Source organism: cyanobacterium endosymbiont of Braarudosphaera bigelowii (genome assembly GCF_020885515.1).
GTDB lineage: Bacteria > Cyanobacteriota > Cyanobacteriia > Cyanobacteriales > Microcystaceae > Atelocyanobacterium > Atelocyanobacterium thalassa_A.
This window is the reverse complement of the sequence record NZ_AP024987.1, coordinates 1,070,333-1,089,910: the sequence shown is the minus strand read 5'-3', so window position 1 is coordinate 1,089,910 and position 19,578 is coordinate 1,070,333. Positions and strand designations below refer to the sequence as shown.

Annotated in this window: 21 protein-coding genes; 5 read left to right on the top strand and 16 right to left on the bottom strand. The window is 35.0% G+C overall.

Translation table 11 applies throughout. The features are described 5' to 3' along the window. Positions 1–4 precede the first annotated feature (4 nt). From LPC16_RS04555 to nifB, 15 genes are all read right to left on the bottom strand, one after another. On the bottom strand, positions 5–319 hold the full coding sequence (locus LPC16_RS04555; protein WP_040054938.1) for a 2Fe-2S iron-sulfur cluster-binding protein: 315 nt from the start codon (positions 317–319) through the stop codon (positions 5–7). 111 nt (positions 320–430) lie between these two features. Continuing rightward, complete coding sequence (locus tag LPC16_RS04550) at positions 431–790, bottom strand: HesB/IscA family protein (RefSeq protein ID WP_040054939.1); 360 nt, start codon at positions 788–790, stop codon at positions 431–433. 110 nt (positions 791–900) lie between these two features. Further along, a complete protein-coding gene (locus tag LPC16_RS04545) occupies positions 901–1,647 on the bottom strand; it encodes a HesA/MoeB/ThiF family protein (RefSeq protein ID WP_040054940.1) in 747 nt (248 codons plus the stop codon). Between the two features lie 8 nt (positions 1,648–1,655). Continuing rightward, a complete protein-coding gene (gene nifW / locus LPC16_RS04540; protein ID WP_229636970.1) occupies positions 1,656–2,024 on the bottom strand; it encodes a nitrogenase-stabilizing/protective protein NifW in 369 nt (122 codons plus the stop codon). Position 2,025: 1 nt separating this feature from the next. Continuing rightward, entirely contained in the window at positions 2,026–2,256 is a 231-nt protein-coding gene (locus LPC16_RS04535) for a CCE_0567 family metalloprotein (RefSeq protein WP_229637720.1), read from the bottom strand. Positions 2,257–2,864: 608 nt separating this feature from the next. Beyond that, positions 2,865–3,263: a nitrogen fixation protein NifX gene (gene nifX / locus LPC16_RS04530; RefSeq protein WP_040054943.1), complete on the bottom strand. Its 399-nt coding sequence runs from the start codon at positions 3,261–3,263 to the stop codon at positions 2,865–2,867. A gap of 56 nt (positions 3,264–3,319) precedes the next feature. Continuing rightward, positions 3,320–4,681: a nitrogenase iron-molybdenum cofactor biosynthesis protein NifN gene (gene nifN / locus LPC16_RS04525; RefSeq protein WP_229636969.1), complete on the bottom strand. Its 1,362-nt coding sequence runs from the start codon at positions 4,679–4,681 to the stop codon at positions 3,320–3,322. A 96-nt stretch (positions 4,682–4,777) separates the two neighbouring features. After that, entirely contained in the window at positions 4,778–6,148 is a 1,371-nt protein-coding gene (nifE, locus tag LPC16_RS04520; protein WP_229636968.1) for a nitrogenase iron-molybdenum cofactor biosynthesis protein NifE, read from the bottom strand. Between the two features lie 351 nt (positions 6,149–6,499). Then, on the bottom strand, positions 6,500–8,032 hold the full coding sequence (nifK, locus tag LPC16_RS04515) for a nitrogenase molybdenum-iron protein subunit beta (RefSeq protein WP_229636967.1): 1,533 nt from the start codon (positions 8,030–8,032) through the stop codon (positions 6,500–6,502). A gap of 110 nt (positions 8,033–8,142) precedes the next feature. Continuing rightward, positions 8,143–9,585 carry a nitrogenase molybdenum-iron protein alpha chain gene (gene nifD / locus LPC16_RS04510; RefSeq protein ID WP_229636966.1) on the bottom strand — a complete coding sequence of 481 codons (1,443 nt, stop codon included), beginning with the start codon at positions 9,583–9,585 and terminating at the stop codon, positions 8,143–8,145. Between the two features lie 168 nt (positions 9,586–9,753). Next, entirely contained in the window at positions 9,754–10,623 is an 870-nt protein-coding gene (gene nifH / locus LPC16_RS04505; RefSeq protein ID WP_040054948.1) for a nitrogenase iron protein, read from the bottom strand. A gap of 221 nt (positions 10,624–10,844) precedes the next feature. Further along, positions 10,845–11,729, bottom strand: a complete 885-nt coding sequence (gene nifU, locus LPC16_RS04500; RefSeq protein ID WP_229636965.1) for a Fe-S cluster assembly protein NifU — start codon at positions 11,727–11,729, stop codon at positions 10,845–10,847. 82 nt (positions 11,730–11,811) lie between these two features. After that, positions 11,812–13,014: a cysteine desulfurase NifS gene (nifS, locus tag LPC16_RS04495; RefSeq protein ID WP_229636964.1), complete on the bottom strand. Its 1,203-nt coding sequence runs from the start codon at positions 13,012–13,014 to the stop codon at positions 11,812–11,814. Between the two features lie 433 nt (positions 13,015–13,447). After that, positions 13,448–13,630 carry a hypothetical protein gene (locus tag LPC16_RS04490; protein ID WP_229636963.1) on the bottom strand — a complete coding sequence of 61 codons (183 nt, stop codon included), beginning with the start codon at positions 13,628–13,630 and terminating at the stop codon, positions 13,448–13,450. A 3-nt stretch (positions 13,631–13,633) separates the two neighbouring features. Then, positions 13,634–15,103, bottom strand: coding sequence for a nitrogenase cofactor biosynthesis protein NifB (gene nifB, locus LPC16_RS04485; protein WP_229636962.1), 1,470 nt, complete (start codon positions 15,101–15,103; stop codon positions 13,634–13,636). 1,125 nt (positions 15,104–16,228) lie between these two features. Between nifB and LPC16_RS04480 the strand changes: the two genes are divergently transcribed. From LPC16_RS04480 to LPC16_RS04460, 5 genes are all read left to right on the top strand, one after another. Next, the gene (locus LPC16_RS04480) at positions 16,229–16,525 is read left to right on the top strand and encodes a DUF2949 domain-containing protein (protein WP_229636961.1); all 297 of its coding nucleotides are present in this window, start codon (positions 16,229–16,231) and stop codon (positions 16,523–16,525) included. A 36-nt stretch (positions 16,526–16,561) separates the two neighbouring features. Then, the gene (nifV, locus tag LPC16_RS04475) at positions 16,562–17,695 is read left to right on the top strand and encodes a homocitrate synthase (protein ID WP_229636960.1); all 1,134 of its coding nucleotides are present in this window, start codon (positions 16,562–16,564) and stop codon (positions 17,693–17,695) included. Then, positions 17,682–17,993: a nitrogen fixation protein NifZ gene (locus LPC16_RS04470; protein WP_229636959.1), complete on the top strand. Its 312-nt coding sequence runs from the start codon at positions 17,682–17,684 to the stop codon at positions 17,991–17,993. The genes nifV and LPC16_RS04470 overlap by 14 nt, the downstream gene beginning before the upstream one ends. Before the next feature lie 90 nt (positions 17,994–18,083). Next, positions 18,084–18,290 carry a putative nitrogen fixation protein NifT gene (gene nifT / locus LPC16_RS04465; RefSeq protein ID WP_040055245.1) on the top strand — a complete coding sequence of 69 codons (207 nt, stop codon included), beginning with the start codon at positions 18,084–18,086 and terminating at the stop codon, positions 18,288–18,290. Between the two features lie 457 nt (positions 18,291–18,747). After that, a complete protein-coding gene (locus LPC16_RS04460) occupies positions 18,748–19,167 on the top strand; it encodes an ArsC/Spx/MgsR family protein (protein WP_229636958.1) in 420 nt (139 codons plus the stop codon). Between the two features lie 294 nt (positions 19,168–19,461). Here LPC16_RS04460 and petM read toward each other — a convergent pair whose 3' ends face one another. Continuing rightward, positions 19,462–19,575 (bottom strand): cytochrome b6-f complex subunit PetM, encoded by a 114-nt coding sequence (petM, locus tag LPC16_RS04455; RefSeq protein ID WP_040055247.1) that lies wholly within the window; start codon positions 19,573–19,575, stop codon positions 19,462–19,464. Positions 19,576–19,578: the final 3 nt, after the last annotated feature.

Here is a 19,578-nt window from a genome sequence, read left to right as displayed (position 1 = left end):
TAATTTAGACTAAATAAGCCTCTTGATGAGTTTTGATCGTACAGTTAGAACGAGGGTAAGCTACACAAAGAAGTACCCAACCATCTTTTACTTGTTTGTCAGTTAGAAAAGCTTGATCTAGCTGATCAACTTCTCCTTCAACCATACGACCAACACAGTTGGAGCAATTACCTGTACGACAAGTCGCAGGAAGTTCAACTCCATTGTCTTCAGCAGAGTCAACTATATAAACATTGTCAGGAAGTGTAAGAGTAACATCCATTTCTGGGGGCTTGTTCTTTTTCCCTTTAATTAATCGAACTTCATAAGTTTTAGGCATAAGTGTTTCTCCTTATATGTTGAATATGTGTTATTGATTCTTAGATATTATTCTGAAAAAGGAGAATAATACTAATTATCAAACTTTTTATTGGCTAATCCCAATTATCGATTAGCTACAAGGGGTAGATTGTCCACCGCAGTTTGCTGTAGAGAAAGACTTACCGCAGTCACAAGTACCTGTTGCATTAGGATTCGTAAAGATAAATCCGCTTTTAACTAGACTATCTACAAAATCAATAACCACCCCTTCTAGTAAGGATATATTATTAGGGTCAACATAGATAGATATATTGTTTTGATTAAAACATACATCCTTTTCATTTGGCTTCCCTACTAGATTAAGAGTGTATTCATAACCATTGCAACCACCATCTTTAACCCCAACACGAATGCCGGAAACTTTATTTGATTGTTTTTTCAGAAAGGACTGAAGTCGAATAGTAGCTTTCTCAGTTAGGGTTACAGTCATTTTTTTATGAATATTAAGGGTAATGAAGAGTTAGAATCAAAGAATCATCATAAGAATAAATATTTACTCTTAGTATCTATCTTTTATTGTATTGCATTATCATTAGAATCCTATCGTTTTAAACCACCACAAGTGGGGCATTCAGGATCATGATAAGGTCGACGTTTAGCAAAAGTTGTATTTCCTAGATCCATTGTTAATAATTGACCTTTCAGAGTCTCTCCAACTCCTGTTAAAAGTTTAATACCTTCCAATGCTGCTAAGCAAGCCAAACTACCAGAAACTGCGCCTAAAACTCCAAACCCCCATCTATCCCACTTAGGCTTTTCTGGAAAAATACATGACAAACAGGGCGTTTCACCAGGGACAATAGTTGTCAAATATGCTTCCATACCACTCATAGCTGCTTCTATCATAGGAACTTTCCAACGAACGCAAGCTGTATTTAGTAGATCTCTTTCGGTAAAATCAAAAGCACAGTCAAAAGCAATATTAGATTTCCTTACCAGATCCTCAATATTTTCAGAAGTAACGAATTCAGGAATTACTTCAACGTGAATATCAGGATTGATGTTCAAAATAGTTTCTTTGGCTTTATAAACTCTAGGCTGGCCTACCCAACTATTAGTCATTAATATCTGACGATTAAGATCATCAAGGCGTAGATTTCCCCCACGAACTAAAACAATTTTACCTACACCAGCAACAGCTAGATATAAGGCAACAGTTCCTCCTAATCCACCTACACCTGTGACAATAGCAACTGTATCTTTTAGCCGTTTTTGCCCATCCTCTCCAAACCCAGGAATCTGAATTTGTCTTGAATAGCGTTCTAATTCAGTAGGAGTAAATTCCATAATATTAATTAGAGAATACCAGAATCTTTTGTCCAATCTGTTTCATCAATGCTTAGATCCTCTAATAAAACAACATTATTAGGAGCATCTTTAAAAACTTTAAATAATTTAGTATCTAGAGGGGTAGAAGTCTTAAACAATTGATAAGATTCTTCAAATGCTACCTTATATTTTGCCAGTTTTTCCATATCATCTATATCTGGAAAAACTCTATTTATTTCTGCTACTAATATAGAGAACTGTTTAAGAATATGAAGGCGATTTACATTAACAAAGGTTGGATCATAATCAATATCAAAAAACTGTAAATAATCTTCTGTATTAGTAAGTTTTATGAATTCAGCTAATGTTTTCGGTGCGTTATTAGGAATGGTCATTTTAAGTTTTCTCCCAAGAAATAAGTTTTCTCTTCAATTGGTCTAAGTCATGAAAAACATCGTATGTTTTCTTAGCAGTTTCTAAAAGAATCTCATAGTCTACAGGCAATCCTTCTGCAAGATCATGTAAATCCATTTTCATTTCGCCAGCTCTTGAATTTAACTTTCGAACTGCTTTTTTTAAGTCTGCTATCTCATCAGGAGTAGGGGCACTATTATCATTTACCACAATATTTTCCTCATAGAATAGTGTATAAAAAATATTGACTAGTTACCGAAAATTAGAGGTTTAAAAGTAAAAGTTTGATTTACTTTGTCCTTCAATTATAATCTAGTAAATCAAAGATATAGATAAAAAGCTAGATATCGCTTTTTGAAAATTATCGTTAGTTAGAGTATTAAGAAATAAAGATTTTTTGTATTAAATTAATATAAAAATCTATTACTTATAATTCTAAGTTACTTTATTTTCTCGAGGTCCTAAAATAAAAACCTCTTGCAACAAACTATGATTAAATATCTTTAACGGACTATTTAGTAATACTTTTCATAGTATTTATCCTAAAAGAATTAGCTTAACATAGCGTATTTGCTTTTATGTCAATTAATTTACAGACTCTATAGATTCTCTAATATAAACAAGTAATTCTTAGTATGCTAATAACGACGATCTCTTCTTTTATCTAAACTTCTTTCTTTATTTAAAAATAAATTGAAACCATATTCAAATGTGAAGAAGCTTAAAATCTATCTTAATTAATATATCTCCAATAGATTTTTTGATGTTAGAGAAGATTCCGGTTGTCATACTTTTAGAAATGTTTTACTCCATTTATTCTATTAGTCATCTTCAAAGTTAATAGGCTTACTATCTTGAAGAAGAATTTTACGTAACCAAGGAGGAGGATTACCTTTTAGTGTTTTAACCAACTCATTTAAGATATCATCAATTTTATCTTGATCTGTTCGTGCTTTAATAGGGGTGACATTCCTATTTATAAGACGTGCAGCAGCACTACCTCCGATAGCAGAGACATATAGTAATGTGCAACCTTTCAATGCCTCGATTTTAGGCACTAATTTATCCTCATTACCATCTTCCTTTAAATCACCGCCAAATTCTAATGTACTAATAAAACTAAAACCATCAGGTGATACCTCGTATAAGTCAATATTTTTTGCCCATCCGAAATGAGCATTGACATGAACATTATCACTAGTTGTAAATGCGACTTTCATATTCTTCCTCTCAGATAAATGAAATTAAGCGAAAACTTTACTTTATAATTTCTATCTTAGTGTAAAGTTATAGGGTTATGTTTAGCCTCTTCTTCCATAAGAAGATTACCAACATCAAATAAAAACCTCATAGTACCAGAATATCCTATCAAACAACGCTGTCCCATACCTAAACGATCATAAACAGGATATCCCATACGATACAAAGGTATTTTAAATTCATCAGCTAGAGATGTACCATGACTATTTGTGATTATTAAATCACTTCCAGGTGCTAACTCTTCTAAATCTTTTAAATCGCCAATAACTACAGTATCAAAAGGTAATTCTTTTAATATAGATGATTCGGATGTGGTTACAGCAGCTTGGATTTCTGCTCCCATCTCTGTTAACAACCATGACGTTTGGTACAGTAGGTCTGGCTCTAAAGCAAGAGAAATTTTCTTTCCGCCAAAATAAAAATGAGTATCAAGAATAACATCTTGCAATTGACGACGTTGCCTTTTAAGACGTGAAGGAATTGCTTGTGATATTAATTGATCATTATTATCACTTGTAACAAACTGGGAAAGTTTCCACAAGAAAGAGTCTATTGCATCTAAACCAGCCAGGCTAGGAAATACTTCATATTTTGTACCAAAGCGTTTCTCTAAAACTATTGCAGCTTTCGTCATACTTTCGCCAATTGCTAATGTAAGGCAGGAGTGCTTTAATTGCCTTAATTGTTGTAGACTAGTTCCTCCAGTAGTTGTAGTATGATATTCATCTTCTACATGACCGTCTAAGGAGCAAGACAAATCAGGAATCATTATTGGTACTAATCCGAATGATTCAATAGTGACTTTAATTTCTTCAACATCACCAGGAGAAAGATAGGAAGCACATAAAACGTTAACTTGAGATTTTATGTTTGTCGAACATAATTTATCTTGGATGGGATCACCATAGTCAGTAGATACGATACTTTCAACTGCAGCACTATATCCATCTTGTAGCGAACCTTTATAATCTGGAGTAGAAACTAAGATAATTGGGAAAGAGCGTAAATGTGGATGTTTTTCTTTGATCGTTAAAAGGATACGATTCATGTCATCCCCTCTAGTTTCTGTTAAACCTGTAGTCAAAAGACCTATAACTTCAGGTTTATACTTGTCCATAATAGTTAGAATGGCTTGTTCGATATTCTCCTCTCCACCTAAGATTGTGCTAATTTCCGTCATAGCAGTTGTTGAAAGAGGAATAGATTCACGGAAATGACGTACTAAGACAACCTTGGCAAAGGCCGTACATCCTTGTGATCCATGAAACAATGGCATCATCTTATTTAAACCAAGAAAAGCTAGAGCTGCTCCTAAGGGTTGGCTCATCTTTAATGGGTTAACTGATAAAGATTTATTGGGATTTACGATCGTGGTCACTATCTGTCACTCCTTTTCCAGGGGTTTAGTGTTTTCATTCAGAAGTTTTAGTATATGAAAAATCGGGATTATAATGCCTTGTTAGTTTCTTTTTCTTCATTGATCCCAGGGTGCAGGCTTTCTAACCTGTCTCCAAATTGGACTATAAACTGCTTCACTTAATTCTCTAGCCATTTCAACCATACCAATGTAACCTGCATAGGGATGATGACGTTCTTGGTTAATATCTAAAAAGGGTATTTTTGCTTTAAGAGCAGTATATTGATTCCTTCCTCCTGCTACTAGCAAATCCGCTTTCGTTTTTTTTATTACTTTTAATAACTCTTCTGGACTACCTTTCTCAAGCATAATGCCATCTTCACCTAGAAGATTTTTAATACGTGACTTATCTTCTTCCGTACTCTTTTTAGTACTGGTAGCCACTACTTTCATACCTAAATTTTGTGCTGCTGATACGATAGACCAACTTTTAACACCTCCAGTATATAAAACCATTCGCTTTCCTTTCAGTTTTTTTCTATAGGGTTCTAATTGAATATTTAGCTTGGAGACTTCTTCCTCGATAATCTTTTCGGTACGTTCAATTAGTTGAGTATCTTCAAAAAACTTCGCTATGTTGCGTAAACAAAGGTTCATATCATCTATTCCGTAAAAAGACTCTTCAATATAAGGGATGCTATATTTCTCTTTCATTGAAGAAGCTACATTTATAAGGGCTTTAGAACAGATCATCACGTTTAACTTTGCTCTATGCGCAGAACAAATATCTTCGTATCTTGCATCACCTGTCATCTTTCCTAAGACTCTAATTCCCAACTTTTCAAGTAAAGTGGTGACTGCCCACATTTCGCCAGCAATATTATACTCTCCGATTATATTAATATCGTAAGGAGTTGTATATTTAGGTTCCTTGCTTCCAATTACATGTTGTAATAGAGCCTCTCCTCCTAAACGATTACCGAAATTTTTACTGCCCACAAATCCTGGAGAATGAACTGGAATTACGGGTATTTGATATTTATTTGTTGCTGCTTTACATACTGCATCTAGATCATCTCCTATAAGTGCGGTAATGCAAGTTGAATAAACGAAAACTGCAGCTGGATTGAAATTATTAATAATTTGAGTAACAGCTTTATAAAGCTTTTTTTCGCCTCCGAAAATTATATCATTTTCAGATATATCAGTGGTAAATCCCATCTTATAAAGCATTGGTCCACTAGATAAACTACCGCGACTATTCCAACTATTACCTGAACAGGCAATAGGACCATGAACTAAATGAGCCGCGTCAGTAATTGGCACAAGTGTAATAGATGCTCCATCAAAAGCGCATCCTCCTTGAGCAGAGCCAGGCTGAGATTGTTGAGCACAAGCCTTATTTTTACCTTGACTTCCTTTATTAAGATTATGCTCACATTCTGGCTGTGTCAGTAAATCATTAATCTTTGCTTTTGTAAGTTTCATATAAATTTCCTATAACTACTACAGAAATGCTTAAACTCATAATTTAGATGACATAACAAAGTAATAAATAATTTGTTATAAGAATAACAAGTGTATATTTTCTTAACAGGTTATGTTTTTCTTACCAATATTTAATAACAGTTGTAAATAGACAAAATTTTAGGAGCTTTTTGGAAGAGCATTGTTTGTTTTATGAAAAGAGTCAATAATATAACCTATTAAAATAGTTTTATAGCTCGATAAATTTATATAGAAAATTATAATAGGAAGAGGAGAGAGGGGAGAGGGGAAGCTTATTAATGTTCCCCCTGAATTTCTCCTAGTCTCCCTCATATCCAAACTTCCTTAAGATTAACGAACTAAGTCGAAGGAGATATCTGTTTCTCCAGCAATATCTGTTCTACGATCTAGGGCATCAAGAACTCCGTTAGCAATCCAGTTAAGAAGGTTAATAGCACCTCCGTATCCAATGGTTGAATAACGATGTAAGTGATGACGATCAAAGATAGGATATCCTATACGGATTAGAGGAATTTCAGTATCCCTTTCTAAATATTTACCGTAGGAATTACCGATCATGAAGTCAACAGGTTCGGTGAATAATAAAGAACGTAAGTGCCATAGATCTTTATAACCCCAAACTGTTGCTTGTTGTCCATAAGGACTAGAAGCTAAAAGATCTCTTGCTTCTTCTTCGAACTTATCATTACTATTATGTACTAGGATATGAACAGGTTCAATACCCATTTCTAACATAAACTGTAATAATCCCATTACTGTATCAGGATCACCGAAAACTGCAGCAGTTTTACCATGAAGCCATGCTTGAGTATCAGTCATAGCATCTACAGCACGTCCACGTTCAATTTCAAGTTCCTTAGGAATAGGATTTCCAGTCAACTGAGATAAAGTCATTAGAAATTCATCAGTTGCCTTGATACCCCAAGGGCGGTGAACGCAAGTTTTTTGACCCCATTTTTTACCCATATAAGCAAGGGTTTTAGGAGTTGTGTAAGCTTGAAGAGAAATAGTAGCTTCTGCATTACAAGCATCAGCAGCATCTTCTAAAGATGTTCCTTCATGGTACATAGAGAATTCTCCTAAGTTTGGAGAATCTAAGTACATTTCGGTATCACTTAGAATAGTTCCATTTACACCTAAAGCAGCAATTAACTTTTTAAGTTCGCGAAGATTCCCCATATAGGTTTCGAATCCAGGCATAAAGTTAATTTTACCGTTTTTGTCACCTTTTTTACCTTCACCTAAGGTAGTCAAGATGGATTTCATCATGTGGTCGTATCCGTTAACATGTGATCCAACAAAACTAGGAGTATGAGCGAAAGGAATAGGTAGCTCTGCAGGAATTACACCGTCAACACGAGCATTTCCGATAAAAGAACCTAAATCGTCTCCGATTACTTCTGCCATACAAGTAGTACAAACAGCAATCATTTTAGGCTTATAAAGAGCATAAGCATTTTGTAAACCATCAACCATGTTGCTTAGTCCACCGAAAACAGCAGCGTTTTCAGTCATGGAAGAAGATACAGCACTAACAGGCTCTTTAAAGTGACGAGTTAAGTGAGTACGGAAGTAAGAAACACAACCTTGAGATCCATGAACAAAAGGTAGGGTTCCTTCGAATCCAACTGCAGCAAGTAAAGCTCCTAAAGGCTGACAACCTTTAGCAGGGTTAACAGTAAGAGCTTCACGTGCGAAGTTTTTCTCACGGTATTCCCAGCTTTTAGTCCATTCAGCAACTTCTTTAACTTTTTCAGCAGTAGGCATTCCTTCAAACTGTTTTTTATTAGCAAACAGTTCTTTATACTCAGGCTGGTGAAATAGTTCGACGTGATCTTTAATTTTATTTACGTTTTGGGCCATCTTTAGTAACTCCGTGTGGATGTGTGTCTCGGACAAAGAATCCTTAGAAAAGGGGGGAGGGGAAGGGAGAGGGGATAAAAAATCTCCTCATCCTCCACATTCAGCCTTTTTTATTTATTCCAAGGGGTTCCAACTAGTCCCCAAGTAGGATTGTTAAGGGCTAAATCCATATCACGTGCAAAGATAGCAAAGCCATCATAACCGTGGTAAGGACCTGAATAATCCCAAGAGTGCATTTGGCGGAAAGGAAGAGCCATTTTTTGGAAGACATACTTCTCTTTAATTCCTGCAGCTACTAAATCAGGCTTAAGTTCTTTAACAAATTCTTCGAACTCATAACCAGTAACATCATCATAGATAAGGGTAGCGTCTTTAACATAGTGAGTAGTACGTTTATAGTCATCACCATGAGCAAACTCATATCCAGTTCCGATGATTTCCATTCCCAAATCTTTGAAAGCAGGAACAACGTGACGAGGACGTAATCCACCAACCATCATCATGACGGTTTTGCCTTCTAAACGAGGGCGATATTTAGCTATAATACCATCAGCTTGCTCTTTATATTTAGCGATTACTGCTTCAGCTTTTTGTTGAATTGTGTCATCAAAACGCTCAGCAATTGCTCTTAAAGATTCAATAATTTTGCTGGGTCCAAAGAAGTTGTATTCTAACCAAGGAATACCGTATTTTTCTTCCATGTGACGACTAATGTAGTTCATGGAACGGTAGCAATGGACTAGGTTTAACTTAACGCTAGGTGTTGCTTTCATTTCAGTGAAGGTACCATCACCAGACCACTGAGCAATAACACGTAGTCCCATTTCTTCTAAAAGAATACGACTGGACCAAGCATCTCCACCAATATTGTAGTCACCAATGATAGCAACATCATAAGGAGTACCTTCATTGCCTTTTTCAGCAATTTCTTTATCAGCAACTGGGAAAACCCAATCACGAATCACATCGTTAGCAATGTGATGTCCTAAGGATTGAGAAACTCCGCGGAATCCTTCGCAACGAACAGGAATAACTTGTTTGCCGATTTCTTTGGTTTTTGCACGAGATACTGCTTCAATATCATCTCCAATTAAACCAATAGGACATTCTGATTGAACTGAAATACCACCATTAAGAGGGAATAATATTTCAACTTCGTCAATAAGTTGACTTAGTTTTGTGTCTCCACCAAAAACAACATCACGTTCTTGGAAGTCAGATGTGAAGTTCATGGTACCGAAACTATCTACTCCGGTTACTCCGATGTAGTAGTTACGACGACCAGACCAAGAGTAGTAACCACAACCAACAGGTCCATGAGAGATATGAATCATATCTTTAATAGGACCCCAAACTACCCCTTTGGATCCAGCATAAGCACAACCGCGAGCGGTCATAACACCTGGTAGAGATACTTTGTTGGATTTAACACCACAATCATCAGCTCCTTCTTCATAAACACCAAGGTGCTTATTACGTTTTTTAGCAGCTTTTGCAGGATAAGTTGCCAAAACGTCGGCAATGAGCTTCTTATTTTCTTCGACTGTTGCCATAATGATCCTCTTAAGGTTTTAGACAAAGGACAATTTAGTAAGGAAATTTTAAGGCAAAAGAATCGGTTTAATTTTAAGCTGATAATTAATCAACAATAAAACTAGTTACCATTTCCTATTTACTTTTGCCCTGGAATATTTTCAGATCTATGTGACTAGATCGACCTATTATTTGCCAGAAGCTTTATCAGCTTCAAGAGCTTTTTCGTATTCGTCTTCACCACCAAGAATACCAAAGTCAACTAGTAGTTCTTCAAGTTCTTCCATTGAGATAGGAGTAGGAACGATGAACATTTCGTTGTTTTGGATTTTGTTAGCTAGAGTACGGTACTCATCAGCTTGAGGATGGTTAGGAGTATACTCAATAACTGTCATACGACGTAATTCAGCTTCTTGTACCTGTTTACTACGAGGTACGAAGTGAATCATTTGAGTGCCAAGACGAGAAGCTAATTCTGTGATTAACTCAGCTTCACAGTTAACATTACGGCTGTTACAGATTAAACCGCCTAAACGAACACCACCGGTGTGAGCATATTTAAGAATACCTCGTGCAATGTTGTTAGCAGCGTACATTGCCATCATTTCACCAGAAGTAACGATGTAGATTTCTTGTGCTTTTCCTTCACGGATAGGCATAGCGAAACCACCACAAACAACGTCTCCTAATACATCGTAAGATACGAAATCTAGATTTTCGTAAGCACCTTCTTCTTCAAGAAAGTTGATAGCAGTAATAATACCACGACCAGCACATCCAACTCCGGGCTCAGGACCACCAGATTCAACACATAAAACGTTGTTGTAACCAGGAATTACTACTTCGTCAAGTTCAATATCTTCTACAGTTCCTCTTTCTGCAGCTAAATGTAAAACAGTGGTTTGTGCTTTACAGTGCAACATTAAACGGGTGGAATCTGCTTTAGGGTCACAACCAACGATCATGATACGGTTGTTTTCAGATAATGCTGCGATGGTGTTTTGAGATGTGGTAGATTTACCGATACCGCCTTTTCCGTAGAATGCAATTTGACGCATTTGGGATTCTCCTAATTAGAGGTGAGTATATAAAAAATGAAAGAATAGTTGATCTAAGCGCAATGAATAAAAGCTAAATTACGCAATTATTTTTTGCCTAGAAATGCATCTTTCGATATGAGGAGCAATGCTCATGGTGGAGATCGCTCCTCACCTTTCTTTTGATTAATCATGTTCTTTACCTCGTGTTAAATTAATTGTATATTCGGTGTATCTGATGCTTATACAGCAATGACAGCTAAATCTTTAGAGACTCGTTCTCGTAGCCTAGCTTCAATAGCAGTTTTCAGAGTAAATGTACTGCTGCTACAAGAACTACAAGCTCCTTTTAAAACAACTTTAATTAAATTACCTTCTATATCAAATAGCTCTACATCTCCCCCATCCTTAGCTAAGGTAGGTTTAACTTCTTCTTCCAGGACTTTTTGAATAAGTGTAATTTTTTGCAGATTAGTCAGTACTTTTACTTCTAATTCGGGTACATCAGTTTGTGGAGATATATCTTCTACTGAAACAAGTCTCTTTTCTGTGACGTCAGCAATAATGTCATCGATGTCAGTTAAACAGGAGCCACATCCACCACCAGCTTTAACATAATTAGTTACTTGTTCAGCTGTAGTTAGGCTATTTTCAAGAATAATGCGATGGATTCTTGTATTAGTTACTCCAAAACAACGACAGATGAGTGCTCCTTCGTCATCTTCATGATTATCTAAAGGAATGCCTCTGTAATTGAAAATTGCGGCTTCTAAAGCTTCTTGACCCATTACAGAACAGTGCATCTTTTCTTCTGGTAGTCCTCCTAGATAATCTGCTATTTCCTTGTTTGTAAGACTAAGAGCTTCGTCTAAGGTTTTACCGACTAGCAACTCCGTTAATGCAGAAGAAGAAGCAATAGCGGAAGCACACCCAAAAGTTTGGAAGCGGGCTTCAATAATAGTCTGACTATTTTCATCAATTTTTAGGTGTAGCTTTAACGCATCTCCACAAGCAATACTACCTACTTCTCCAGTCGTAATAGCCTGCCCATTTTCTTTCTCATCGATTACCCCTTGGTTTCTAGGGTTATGAAAAAGGTCCATCACTTTGTCTGTATATTCCCACATAATTGATTACTATATATTTGAATATTGGTTGTTAGTTATTTTTAGAGAAAAAAGATACTTTCTTCAATGTTTTCATTCTTAGCTATTTGGCTAAAGCTTCCTTTTCCATTTCCTGTAACCAAGTAGAGTTATCGCTGCTGAAAGGCGATATAGCACGAAGGCGACTAATCGTATCTGGTAGGATTTCTATTACTCGATCAATTTCGCTTTTAGTCGTATATCGTGAAAGACTAAAACGAATAGATCCGTGAAGTACACTATAAGGTACCTTCATAGCTCTTAGCACATGAGAAGGCTCCAATGAACCTGAAGTACATGCTGATCCAGAAGAGGCACAAATACCATACTTATTAATAGATAAAAGAATTGCTTCTCCTTCTATATATTTGAAACCTATATTTGTTGTATTTGGTAATCTTTTTGTCCTTTCACCGTTAACAACAGTATCAGGAATTAAGTCTAAAATAGTATTTTCTAAGTAATCTCTTAACTCTCGTTCTTCGTGTATATTAGATAGGTTTAATTGAGCCAACTCTGCTGCTTTACCTAGAGCGGCTATTCCAGCTACGTTTTCTGTACCACCTCGGCGTCCTCTTTCTTGATGTCCACCAATTATGAGGGGGCGGAAACGTACACCTTTACGAATATATAGAGCGCCTATTCCTTTCGGAGCATGAATCTTATGACCAGATATAGTTAGCATATCAATGGTACTTGTTTTCATATTTAAAGGTATTTTACCTACCGCCTGTACTGCATCTACATGAAATAAGGCTCCATACTCTTTAACCATTTGACCTATCTCTTCAATAGGAAAGATAACACCAGTCTCGTTATTAGCATACATGATAGATACTAGTGCTGTATTTCCATTTAAGGATGCTTGGACTTCATTTAGGTCAAGTTGACCATACTTATCTACAGATAAGTATGTTACCTGATAACCTTGTCTTTCAAGCTGTTTACAGTGACTTAGGATAGCTGGATGTTCTACTTCAGTTGTAATAATATGACGCTTATTCTTTTGAGATATCAGTGCAGCATTAATGGCCGCATTATCTCCTTCGGTACCACAGCTTGTAAAAATGATTTCGGATGGCTCAGCACCTAGCAGAGATGCGACTTGTTCTCTTCCTGTACGGACAGCTTTTCCAACTTGACCACCAAAAGAGTGCATGCTAGATGGATTACCATAATAGAAGTTGAGGTAAGGCATCATCTCTGAGAGTACTTCGCTGTCTATTTGCGTAGTTGCATTATTATCTAAATATATACAGTCTTTCATTATTTGCCTACCATGTATCTAACAAAATCAGAAACTAGATCGAGAATTTACATACAATTACCAGATTAACTATAGTTTCAAGACCGAATATCTTGCTTCTAATCTGTCATTACTGGGTTTTCGGGAAGAAAAGTTAGCTCCTCAGGTAATTAATAAGTATTATCCAAATTTCTCTAAATATCTTGGTGCAATTACACCAATGTCTGTTACGTGTGTTTAGACTACTAATGTCCGCCATCCTTTGAGAAATCTAACAGTATAAGAAACTTAGTTTTTGCTAGACTTCTAAAGGATTTTCAGCTACTTACGAAGTTGCTGTAAAGTACAATGCTTCTGGATAAATAGTATTTTTTTGTCTTTAGAGAACTACCATCACTACACTGTGTTAGTAGTAGATGTACTTATAACTATAATTTGAAGCCATCACTTAGTATTAAGTATTTAAACCAGGAGAAGAGCAATTATAGTCTTTAGAAAAGCCAGTACATGGTGGAATAGAATAATTATTAATACAGTTTTTGCAATTATTATCCATTTGAGTCGATGACGTGTCAGAGGAGGACTTAGTAAATATTAAGTAACTCAACTGAAGGCAGTGGTCTAAGACGTTGCTCATGTTTTAAACTCCTACAGTTTGCTTTTGCATATACTCTTTGTAAAAATTAATAGCGACATTATCAATAATGTCATATGCTTCATAAGGTTCCAGACCGGCTTTTCGAAGCGCTTCTTGGGGACAAAGACCAATCTTAGAAGCTAGAACTCCTTTGCAATCGGAAATAGATTTGATAATACTATCTAAGCTTGTTTCTTCACCATAACCAGATTGACAATAATGATCAACTTTACGATGAGCAACGAATTTTACATCAGTACCATTTACTTCAAAAATTTGAAACTCTGTAGCATGACCGAAGTGCTGGTTGACGAGCCGATTGCCTTTAGTTGCTACCGCTACTAAAATCGTAGGCGTGTCTATCTCATTTTGAGTACTTTGTTCTGCCTTGGCCATATTCACTTCGGCTGTGAATTTCTCAATATTTGCATGAACATCTTGTCTCTGCTTTAGGTCATATTCAGGTTTCATCTCTAAAAATTTATCTTTAGTAAATTCTTGAGAACGATCTTCTCCCAGCAATCCTACAGCATCGGCACGGCACTGACGACAGTGGCGCATCATTTTCATATTGCCCGAGCACTTATCCTGAAGAGCTTTTAGTTCTTTTGGAGTAGGGCCTCTTTGACCTGTCAAACCAAAATGAGTACCATGCTCAGGAGCAGAAATTAAAGGCATTATGTTATGAAGAAATGCACCTTTCGACTGAATAACTCTGTTTACCTCTACAAGATGCTCATCGTTTATACCTGGTATCATTACAGAGTTAACTTTACAGAGAATATCTGCTTCTCTAAGTGCATCAAGAGACTCCATTTGTTTTTCATGAAGGATCTTAACACCTTCTATTCCCTTGTAACGCTTACGATTATAACGAACCCAAGGATAGATTTTAGCTCCAATTTCAGGATCAACCATATTTATTGTTAATGTAACATGGTCGATATTCAGCTCTTTGATACGATCTATATATTCAGGAAGCATCAAGCCGTTACTAGACAAGCAGAGTTTAATATCCGGAGCTTTCTCCGCAACTAGCTCAAAGGTACGAAATGTCTGCTTAGGATTAGCTAGTGGATCCCCAGGACCAGCAATTCCTAGTACTGTCATTTGGGGTATCTTGCCACCAATAACTAAAGCCTTATGGGCTGCCTCTTCTGGGGTTAGTACTTCACTAACGACGCCAGGACGGCTTTCGTTAGCACAATCGTATTTACGGTTACAATAGTTACATTGGATATTGCAGGCAGGAGCGACAGCAACGTGCATTCTTGCGTAGTGATGATGGGCATCCTCGCTGTAACATGGGTGCCTAGCAATACGTTCTTGAATACTAGCATCTAGTTGTGGCTTGTCTCCTGTTGAAGGACAAGCGCAGCTTTCCTTAGCTTTAGGAGTAGATAACGTTTCTGTAGAATTCGTCTTGTTGGCTATAGATGCGTTATTATTAGTCAAACCAGTAGTTTGTAGCATTTAATTCCGTGAAGTTAAAGGGTGACAAGGAAGTAGGAGATAGTAAAAGAAGTTTTTAAGGAAAAACAGTCTAAAACCTTAACAGATTAAACAATCAACGATAATCAGATTTCAAGCTTTATGTTTTCGGCGTTATAAACATTTATATCATTCGTCAATTATGCGTCAGGTTGCTTTGAAGGAATCGAAATTAATTATGATACTTAGGATGCACTCATACTTTTAAACTCACTTCACACAAGGTTTTTAAAAGATTTTTTTTTTGTAAAGAGTAAGGTACATGTATTTTTTGAAGATAGCTTGAGTATTTTTATTAATAGATTCATGTATTTTTATACTCATTATTCAATTCTTATGATGCTTGGTATTGAACAAATCATTAGCCTTATAAGTAGATTTTTTATTTTCTACTCAATATTTGGTCTACTAAATCTAATTACTTGGAAGTATATTTATCAAAGTGTCAACGGATTGAATATTTTGACTTAAAGCTATAGGATTAATTATTTCAAATAAAGTTAGTCCATTATGTTTTTTCATAAATCGAATCAACATGAAAACAACAGTTAACATATTTGAAATAAGTTCCTGTATAAAATTTATAAGCTAGGCTATTTTGGTAATTTAAACGTTGATTTGACAATTTAGATTATTAAAATTTCATTAAATCCAGATCTGAAAAATGAGGAAAAAAGATACATAAGATACAAAAAACATTCTCACTTTTCCTTTATAATTGTGAGAATGTTTTTCAAATTGGAAGCTCTTGTCTAATTGTTTTAATATTCGGATTGAGCAGTTAACAATTATTGTTATGATCAAACCCATAATTTACTAAAGTTATTAACAATCAATAGTCCTTTATAGATATTTAAAAAATGGCTTTTTATAAATTAGTATTAACGTAAAGCACTATGATTATGTTATTTTACTTTACAGCTTATGCGTTAAGTGAACCTTTCTTAATAAAATAATTAGAGTAGGACTTAATTATTGTTATTTTTTAATCTAGCTAGCCTAAAAATTAGTCAATTTGGAAAAATAATAATATTCCAAGTCTTAGAGTTTAATTATTATTCATAACCAGAAGAAATTTATTGATTAGAAAATATTTTATTCCTATGAATGATTTATTATTTTAACCTTAAGTCTCTTTGCTTCTTTTCTAGTTGGTGTCAAAATATTAATAACTTAACTCTGAGTACTGTTATGCAAAAACAATTAATATCTACAGAATTTAGACAATTCCTACAACAGGAAATTGCTATTTCTTCAAAAGATTTATCTGTTGTCTTTAATAACCAACGTCAGCCGAACGATCCAATCCCTATGCTTTTGTGGCAATATGGTTTGATCTCATCTAATCAGCTACAACTAATTTGGGATTGGTTAGATGCCCAGGTTTGTCTTCAATTACCCTAATAAAGGATTTGTCTAAGAATCTTGAATATTAAATGCATGAGTAATGTCTACATCAATGATACAACTTTAAGAGATGGTGAACAGGCGGCAGGAGTAGTTTTTAATGTTGCCGAAAAAGTTGCAATTGCATCTCTTATGGATATTATTGGTATTCCTGAACTAGAAGTTGGAATTCCTGCAATGGGAGGTAGTGAAACTGAAGCTATTACTAAGATTGTTAATAGTGGATTGAAGACTGCTCTTCTCGGATGGAATCGTGCAGTAATTTCAGATATAAAGGCCTCTATCGCTTGTGGCTTAAAAAGAGTTCATATAGCCGTTCCTGTATCTGATATACAAATTAAGGCAAAATTTGACGGAAAAACTACAGCTGTTTGGGAAAAACTCAAAAGTAGCCTCAATTTTGCTTTAGACAAAGGACTATTTGTTTCTATTGGTGCAGAAGATGCCTCACGTGCAAACGAATCATTTTTAATAGAGTTTGCTCAATATGCTCAAGATTTAGGAGCTTCCCGTTTTCGTTTCTGTGATACTGTAGGTATTCTTAGCCCTCTAACTACTACCCAAAAAGTAAAGAAATTAGTTGAAAATCTCGTTATTCCTGTTGAAATGCATACTCACAATGATTTTGGTTTAGCTACTGCCAATGCTTTAGCAGGTTTACAAGCAGGAGCAACTTCTGTAAATACTACAGTTAACGGACTAGGGGAACGAGCAGGCAATGCTGCTCTTGAAGAAATTGTAATGGCTCTCAAGCAGCTATACAAAATTAATTTACCAATAAATACTTCTCGCTTACGAGAATTATCTCAACTAGTTGTTCAAGCCTCTGGTATGAATCTTCCACCTTGGAAAGCAATTGTTGGGGACAACATATTTGCTCATGAATCAGGCATTCATGTTCACGGAGTTTTAAAAAATCCTCAGACATATGAACCTTTTGCTCCAGAAGAAATAGGTTGGGAACGTCGTTTAGTAATTGGTAAACATTCGGGGCGAAGCTTGTTGATAAACTTATTAAGCCAACATGGCATTAATATAGATTATGAAGAGTCCCAAAAAATATTAGATGCTGTTCGTCATTTATCTGTACAGATGAAACGCAATCTAACAATTGAAGAACTACTTGATTTAGTAATAAATAGGAGAATATCTCATGGGATTGTATAATCCAGGTGAAATCGAACTTAATGATCCTCCAGTTTTTGAAATAGAACAAAAAGTTCGTCTTCGAAAAATGATTCGCAATGATGGAACGTTTCCTGGCAAAGAAGTAGGAGAAAGTCTAGCTAAAAAAGGGGATACGGGATATATTGTTAGTATTGGTACTTATCTTCAAAGCTATTACATCTATGCTGTTCATTTTTTGGAAAGTGGTTCTGTTGTAGGCTGTCGCTATAATGAAATAGTCGCCGCTGAAGATACTTTCTTCGATGATACTGATGATAAAGAGAATGAAGAAAATTAATTTCTACAGAATTACTTTTACAGTAGTTTTGATGAATAGCTGATTGCTTAGTCACAAAATATTAATTATTTATCTAATTGGAGTAGTTTTATGAAGGTCATTTTACGTAATGATGCTGGGAGCTTGTCTATTTATGTACCCAAAAAAGATTTAGAAGAAGGTGTTGTTTCAGAAAGTGTTGAAGGGAGCGGAAAAATTTTGACTCTAGCAAATGGTTGGAGACTACAAATTGATAACCTTAATGATGAAACACATTTGCCTCAAACTTTTGATGCAAAACGTCTACCAGATGAATAGAATAGTTAGATTTTATCTTTCATTAGATAGTATTACTGATTATTTACAAGACTGCAAGAGCTTAAATAGGTTAAGTTCTTGCAGTCTTATAAATTATTAATCCTAGATAAGTTTTTTAAATTCAACTACTTTATAACAACGTAGTATTTTATCTCTAATATCAACATCATCTCTTTCCGCGTCTATATTAGACCCTAATTCTTAATTCATAGATCTTTTAACAAGAAAGTAAAGATTAAAAACTTTGATAAGATTAAACTAAAGATTTAAAACAATTTTATTAAGCTATAAAAATCATCCTATACAGTTTAGAATTATAAGTTTATGGTACAGTTTAGAGTCTAAGCTATAAAAAATATTTTAAAAGCTTTTTTAAACTAGCTTTAAGTATTGCTGAGTAACAATTCTAACATATACAAACTATTTAAAAATTAATCAAGATACACTGAATAATTTTATGGCTAAAATTATATTTTATGAGAAACCAGGCTGTCGCAATAATACAAAGCAGAAAAATTTACTTATTGCCGCAGGTCATGAGCTAGACGTTAAAAATATTTTGACTGAATCTTGGACAATAGATAAGTTATATTTATTTTTTAAAGATCTTCCTCAAACTTTATGGTTCAACCATAGTGCACCAAGAATTAAATCAGGCGAAATTATCCCAAAAAATTTTACTAACGCTGATGGAAGGAATATCCTAGAGCTTATGGTAGCTGATCCTTTGTTAATTCGTCGACCCTTAATTCAAGTTGGTCAGACTTATAACGCAGGTTTCGAACAAGATACTATTAATAACTGGATTGGATTAAATCCTATACAATCTTCTGCTGAAGATTTAGAGACTTGCCCTCGCACACATGAAGAAAATTAATACTTATAATGTCTCATTCTTTATAGAAAGATAACTTAAATATTATTACTTAAAACTTAAAATATATAAAAAATAATTGTTAAACCTAATTATTTTTTCAGTACGAATAACCCTAGAAATATTATACTTTTTCTGATACTTTTAATCTACTTCAGCTTTAATGCTGTAGCTATCTATGTTAAAAACATTTATTTTAAAAAATCTAAACAAAATCTAATAATATATAGTTACATGATTTTTTAATGAGGAGCTAATATAGCTTACCTAGCTATACTTCCTCCTCATTATCTTAAACTATTCAGCTTCTCCTCCTTGGATCTTGAGTATAAGAAATCCCCAAGCTAAACCAAAGAGAACTAAAACTCCTATCAAAGCTGGACCGTTAAACATCATACTTTCAGCTGTCATAAA